The organism is Planctomycetota bacterium (genome assembly GCA_039182125.1).
In the GTDB taxonomy this organism is placed as follows: domain Bacteria; phylum Planctomycetota; class Phycisphaerae; order Tepidisphaerales; family Tepidisphaeraceae; genus JBCDCH01.
Window position 1 is genome coordinate 1 of sequence record JBCDCH010000120.1, and the last position, 6277, is coordinate 6277.

A 6277-nucleotide genomic window follows, 5' to 3' on the forward strand; every position below is an offset into this window, starting at 1 on the left:
AACACGAGGACTCGAGATTCGCCGATGACCAGGCCGGACACTGCGCCGGTTTGGAAGTTGGGCGGGGTGATCGTGGCGGCGGTGAGGTCGGTGACGATGTCGGCGGCGCTGAGGTCGGTCGCTTCGATGCCGAGGCCGAAAGCGCCGATCACAGACGAACCAGCGGATGCGCCGATGAACGGCGTAGAGATCGGGCGCTCGGTGACGGTGACGTTGACTGCTGCGGTTGCCGAGCTTGTGCCGCCTGTGATGGTGTCGTTGTCGGCGGGTGCGGAGCCAGTCAGAAGCTGGATCCACATTTTCGTGCCGGCAGTGGTCGAGTCGATCGCCAAGAGTTGGCCGGTGCCTGATGGCCAGGAAACCGCTTCGGGTTCGGTGAACGTGCCGGTTGGGCTGTCGATGTCGATCTCGTGCGTGGGTCCACGGAACAGCGCTGCAGGTAGCCCGTAGAGCGTTTCGGCGGAGCCGTCGCGGGTGAGCCACTTGCCTCGCTCAAAGAGATCGTTGATTCCGCGGGATCCGCGGTCCCACGTCGAGTAGTAGAACTCGGGAGATCCGTTGTTGTCGACGTCGATCGATGAGTAACCCTCGTTCGTGTTGACGATGTCGGTCCAACCGGCAATCGTGGCTTCGGCGGTGGTGTTGAACAGGTCGTCCGCGTCAGAAAGGGTGAAGACGTTGCCGCCTGACTGGGTGGCGTTGATGATCGATTCGCTGTAGTCCTTGCCGATCCGTCGAGCAGTTCCGATCAGGCGTCGCCCGTCGATGTCTGCCCCGCTCTCGCGGACCTTGATGATGAACCGGTGCGAGATGCCATTGGCGGGGTCGGGGTTGAGGCCGCCGCCGCCGAAGTTCCACCAGTCATCGGCGAGGACTGCGCCGTTCTGAATGATCTGGATTTGAACGTCAGCGTTGCCGACGTTCGCGATCGGGTCGTAGCGGGTGTCGCCGTCGTCCTGGTTGATCGTCGCCCCATAGATATGTTCCGCTGATGCGTCGTCGATGTCCCAGCCGTTGACGAGCGTGATGATCGTGTCGAACTGCTTTGACGAGAAGTTGACGGTGGTGATGTCGAGTTCGTCGTCCCCGCTGAATGTCTCGTCATCAAGCAGGCTTTGGCCGCCGCGATGCAGCTCGAGGCCGGTGCAATAGGAAGGCGACGCGCCGCCGTGGTCGTCGCCGATGTAGCGCACTTGGCGCAAGGTGCGGTTGAACGACCAGTCAGAAGCAACAAAGGGCATCAGAGTGTTCCTGTTGAGTTAGGAGGCCGCGATGGCCGTGAGCGTTTCGGGCGTGTGCGCGATGAGGACGTCAGCCGGGAAGATCAGGCCGCCCGGGTTCGGGATGATCGCCGTACCGGTGACCGTGTAGCCGTAGACAACCGTCCCCAAGCTGGTGACGGTGGCTGTCGGGGTGCCGGTGATCGCGTAGCCGTAAACGACCGAGCCGGAGGCGAGTACGCCGCCGTTCGTGACCGCCGTTCCGACAACCGAGTAGCCGTAGACGATGGTCCCGGCTGAGATCGCGCCGGCCGACGGGGTGCCGGTGACGGTGTAGCCGTAGGTGACCGCGCCTAGCCCGGTGGTGCCGGTCTGGGCGGTGCCGGTTACCTGGTAGTCGTAGACGACAGCGCCGTTAGAAATGACGCCGCCGTTTGTCGTAGCGAACCCGGTGACGGTGTAGCCGTAGACGATCGTGCCAGCGCCGAGAACATCGACAGACGCCGAACCCGTGACGCCGTACCCGTAGACGACAGAGCCAGAACCGACATCGCCCACAGACGCCGAACCGGTAACCGCGTAGCCGTAGGCGATTGTGCCGGAACCGACAGCCCCGACCGATGGCGTGCCGGTAACGGCGTACCCGTAGGTGATCGAACCAGAGCTGGTTGATTCGCTCGAGACTTGGCCGCTACCAGCGACCGAGTATCCGTAGACGATCGTGCCGGCCGATGTCGCGCCAGCCTGGCCAGCACCTGAAACGGTGTAGCCGTAGGAGACCGTCCCGCCGCTTGACGCTCCGGTTTGCGGGGTGCCGGTGACGGTGTAGCCGTAGCTGATCGTGCCCGAGCTCGTGACTTCGGTCGGGCCGCCCGCCGATGCTCGCTGAGCGGCGACGTGGAGCCATGACCATGCGGTCGTGTCGGCGGTGGTGAAGGTGCCGGTATCGGACGGGCGTGTCGAGTTGTCTTCGCGGTAGGCGGCGATGCCGTCCCACGAGTTTCCGGCGATGAAGTCAAAGACGGTCCAGCCGCCCGAATCGATCGACGTGAAGTCGCCGGCGGTCGTGTTGTTTCCGCCACGCCCGCCCATCAGGAAGGCGTCGTAGTTGTCGCTGCCGGGAACGGTGAGATCAGCGGGAGCGTGCGCCGTGCCCGCCGTGTTCTCGGTGGTGAGAACGAGGGCGTCAGCGACAGACAAGTCGTCCCAGCCGTCGGACCAGACCAGGAACCCCATCATGCGGCTAGAGCCCGACAGGGTAAACGATGTCGAGGTGACGGCGTCAGCGTCGGTCGCCCGGAACACGGCGTACGTCTCTGCGCCGACCGTGCCCTGACCTTCTGACGTCCAGTTGGTTGCGTCGTCAGCGGTGACCGAAAGCCCGCCCGTACGGGTCAGGACCATGGCCACGTACTGGCCGCCGGTCTCGCTGGTCCGGGGGTCAGACAGGCCAACCGCAGTGACGTTCGCGCCGCTGTCTACATAGTTGTAGAGGATCGCCACAGGCGGCCCCTTTCGGGCGAAGGGTTACCCGCCGGCAACCTCAGGGATGGGGCCGTACTCGACGCCAGGGCCGGCGAACTCGCCGAACCCGCCCGGGCACGAAATCGTCGGGAGGTAGGTGCGGTTCGATTCGTTGCGCTGACCTTGAGCGAACGCCACACACGGCTCACCGGTCGATGACGTGACGAACCGGTCAGCGTCGAGGTCGGTGCCGTAGTGCTCAGCGGCGGGGATCGCCTCGCCAGCGACGATGTCAAGGTCGTCCCAGTGCCACGTGAAGGTGCCGATCGACGGCGACAGGTTGCCGTTGAACTCGGGGCCCTGGCCGCTCTTGGTGTTGGTGTAGCCGTGGGCCTTGAGCACGAGCCGGACGGGGCCGTCGGGCCATTCGAGGTCGTAGTCGACCCATGCCCATGTGCCGTCGGTCTGCTCAATGCCGAACCACGTCGACCCGTCGTCTCGGCGTTCGATGATGACGCCGTAACGGTCACGGATCGAGGTCGTGTCCTCGTGTACGCGTGCTGGGGCGCAGTATTCGTCGGCGGTGCACGTCGGGTAGTAGGTGTCGCCGTTGGGGAGGGTGGTGGCGTTGCGGCGGTTGGCCTGGATCCCGTTCGGGTTGTCGGCGTCGGCCATCAAGAGGCCGGTGCCCGCTCCGTTGTGCGTGCCGAACCCGACCGCGCCGAGATCGTCGTAGTTGTGGTTGGCGTTGCACGGCAGATCGGGGATGCACGGCATGCCGTCAACGAACGCCTGGTCGGCGGGGATGAAAGCGAGTTCCCAGAAGTTGCGGGAGCCGGCGTTCGTCATGTTGATCTCGAACTCGACACGTTCGACGTCGAGGAACACCTGATTGGGTGAAACGGCGACGAACACGTAACCGGCCGTGTCGGGGGCGGTCAGCATCTGGTGGGCCGGATCGGGGTTGCCGCCCGGAAGGCAGCGGTAGATGAACTCATACGGTGCGCCGCGCTCCCACGCCCGGGTTTCTTCGGGGGCGGTACACCACTGGGCGGTATCGGTGCCGAACACAGCGTCAGGGTGCTGAGCGTGATCGGCCTGGCCCTCGTTGAACGCCACAACAAATCCATCTCGGTACTGCACGAACTGATCGAGCGGGCACGCCGTTTCGAAGTCACACGTCCAACGCACTCCATCGGCTGACGGGGGGACGGTGGTCGTCGTGGGTGGTGCGGTCGTGGTCGTCGTCGCCGGGACCGTCGTGGTGGTTGGCGGGACCGTGGTTGGTGGCACGGTTGTCGTCGTGGGTGGTGCGGTCGTGGTCGTCGGCTCTGACTCGCACGCAACTTCTGCGCCGTTGTCGAAACACAGGGCGGCCTCGCCGTCGTCGCCCTGAATGACGACGACTCCAGTGATCCCGAGCGCCGCGAGGATCGCGACCAGGTAACCGATCAGTCGGTTTCGGGTCATCAGGAAGCGACCGGGATGCTGGCGGTCAGTGCGCCGGCCGGAATGGCCAGCGTGTTGTTCACCGACGCCACCGGCACATCAGTCATGTCGACCGAGCTGCCGAACGTGCCGCCCGTCTCAGCGGACCAGAACGACCCGTGCGTCAGGGTCTCGTCGGTATCAACCTCGCCGTCGGTCCAGTCGGCCTGCGCGCTGGTGGTCTTCGAACCGCCAGACGCCGCCGAGAAAGTCAGCTGCTTGCGTTCACCAACACCTGCGATGTTCGCGGTGCCGGCCGCGCCGGGGTCGCCGGTGTGCCACTGAAACCAAGGAAAGTCGGTGTCGTGGTGCTGATCCAGAATCGCGTTCGCGGCCGCAGCCGCCATTCCGACAGGCATGGGGATCTCCTCAATAGAGAAAAGGGGGATTGGGTTTGCGAAGGTTCAGCGGGAGCGAACGAGTTCGAGCTCACGCGGGACGCCGTCAGCAACGACGCACGTCACAACACCGGGCGGCGAAGACTCGCCAGCAAACTCGGTGAAGTACATCGACCCGCCATCAAGGGCAGGGCCTTGCACGAGGAACCGGCCGTCAGCCACTTCCTCGATATGTAAATGGTGGAGATGTCCAACAAATAGGACGCGTGCCCGATGCAACGGACGCTCAACGCCGCCTGCGATCTGGTCTTTCCACCACTGCGAAGTTTTCTTGCGGCCGGTCTGGTGCGAGTGCGCCAACCCAACCGGCCCGCCAGGCGTGTCGATACACACCGTCGTGTGGTTGCCCCACGGCACCACCACATTCACGTGCCCGTACCGGCGTGGGTTCTTGTCGTACGCCCGACGCAACTGATCAGCAACGATCAGATCTGTCGAGTCGCGTTCCTCCGTAGCGATGCTCTTCCCGGAGCGTTGCTCGCCATGATTCGACGGAACAAACACCGCATCGACCGGTACACCAAACTCAGCGAACCGGTCGATCGCATAGTCCGACGTCGCCGACGCGATCTCGATCTGGTCACGCATCCCGAGCTCGATCTGGAACGGCTGCGACGCATAGTTGCCGCCGATCCCTTCGATGATGTCGCCACCGAAGTACAGACCGATGTGAGGGAGTTTCCAGCCCCGCTCGAGGAGTTCTTGGTAGCGGTGAACGGCTGCGTCGATCGAGTCAGCGAACCGGGCAATGAACCCGTCCACTCCCCCGCCTTGAGACTTGCCGATCTGCTGATCTGTGATCAGAACCGAATACGACCCGTCGGCTTTGATGCGGCGTGACTTCTTGACCGGAGGCCGCTTGGCGGTGCGGTCCAGGATCAGTTTCGATATCGCGAGTTCGGCTGGCTGCCGTCGACGTAGTTGGGCACGGAAGTAGTGTTGCCATTGCCCGTCGTAGCGTTGCCACTGACGCACGTTGAGCGTGCCATCAATGATCGACCATGTGTCGGGGTTGAGACCGAATCGGTGAATCAACCACTCCTCATCGGGGAGTTCGCCAGGGCCGAGGTCGGCATCATCGGCAGCGACCGAGCCGGTGGCGGTGTCGCCGCCGTACTCGAGGCCGGGTTCGAACCCGGGCGGGTGTTTCTCTTCGGTTACCCGTTCTCGACGACGGAGCGTTTCGTTGAACTGATCAGCATCGCTCATGAGTCTCCGTGTTCGTCGAGCCACGCCTGACGCCAACGGCGAACGGTGTGATGCGAGATGTCGTACCCAGTGGCCCTCATCGCGTCGGACACGTGCCCGTCTGGGACGTTCCAACGGTCGCCGCTGCGGCCCAACAGAGCCTCCATGCACGCGGCGTGGAGGTCTGGGTCGGTGCGGGCCATCAGGTCGAGATGGTTTTGGAGCTTGGCCGGATACTGGCCTTTCACTCCTCCGCGCTGGTCGAGAACTTCGGCGAACCGGGACGCTGCGTCAGACATGAGGGTCAGGCGACAGCGATGCCGATGACAGCCGACAGCACGGCCAAGAGGATCGCTACCAGTAGCCCGATGATCCATTGGTTCTGACGGTCGAGCCGGTCGAACAGGCGGTCATCGTTGCGAGAGAGCCGGTTGATGTCGTCGTCGTGGCCGTCGATGCGGGCCTTAAGGACGGCAGGTTCGAGCTCGGACATCACACGATCTCGAAGAGGTCGACAAC

The 6277-nt window shown here is 64.0% G+C and carries 7 protein-coding genes; all 7 read right to left on the bottom strand.

From position 1 onward, the window contains the following. Window positions 1–1241 (bottom strand): hypothetical protein (locus AAGD32_18160; protein MEM8876174.1); only part of this gene is annotated, 1241 nt, incomplete at its 3' end. 18 nt (window positions 1242–1259) lie between these two features. Continuing rightward, complete coding sequence (locus AAGD32_18165) at window positions 1260–2723, bottom strand: hypothetical protein (GenBank protein ID MEM8876175.1); 1464 nt, start codon at window positions 2721–2723, stop codon at window positions 1260–1262. A gap of 24 nt (window positions 2724–2747) precedes the next feature. Beyond that, window positions 2748–4154 (bottom strand): hypothetical protein, encoded by a 1407-nt coding sequence (locus tag AAGD32_18170; GenBank protein MEM8876176.1) that lies wholly within the window; start codon window positions 4152–4154, stop codon window positions 2748–2750. After that, a complete protein-coding gene (locus AAGD32_18175) occupies window positions 4154–4519 on the bottom strand; it encodes a hypothetical protein (protein ID MEM8876177.1) in 366 nt (121 codons plus the stop codon). Before AAGD32_18175 ends, AAGD32_18170 begins: the two co-directional genes overlap by 1 nt. A gap of 57 nt (window positions 4520–4576) precedes the next feature. Further along, the gene (locus tag AAGD32_18180) at window positions 4577–5779 is read right to left on the bottom strand and encodes a hypothetical protein (protein MEM8876178.1); all 1203 of its coding nucleotides are present in this window, start codon (window positions 5777–5779) and stop codon (window positions 4577–4579) included. Beyond that, window positions 5776–6057 carry a hypothetical protein gene (locus AAGD32_18185; protein MEM8876179.1) on the bottom strand — a complete coding sequence of 94 codons (282 nt, stop codon included), beginning with the start codon at window positions 6055–6057 and terminating at the stop codon, window positions 5776–5778. The genes AAGD32_18180 and AAGD32_18185 overlap by 4 nt, the downstream gene beginning before the upstream one ends. Window positions 6058–6062: 5 nt before the next feature. Then, window positions 6063–6277, bottom strand: a 215-nt coding sequence (locus tag AAGD32_18190) for a hypothetical protein (GenBank protein MEM8876180.1), incomplete at its 5' end; no start/stop codon positions are given.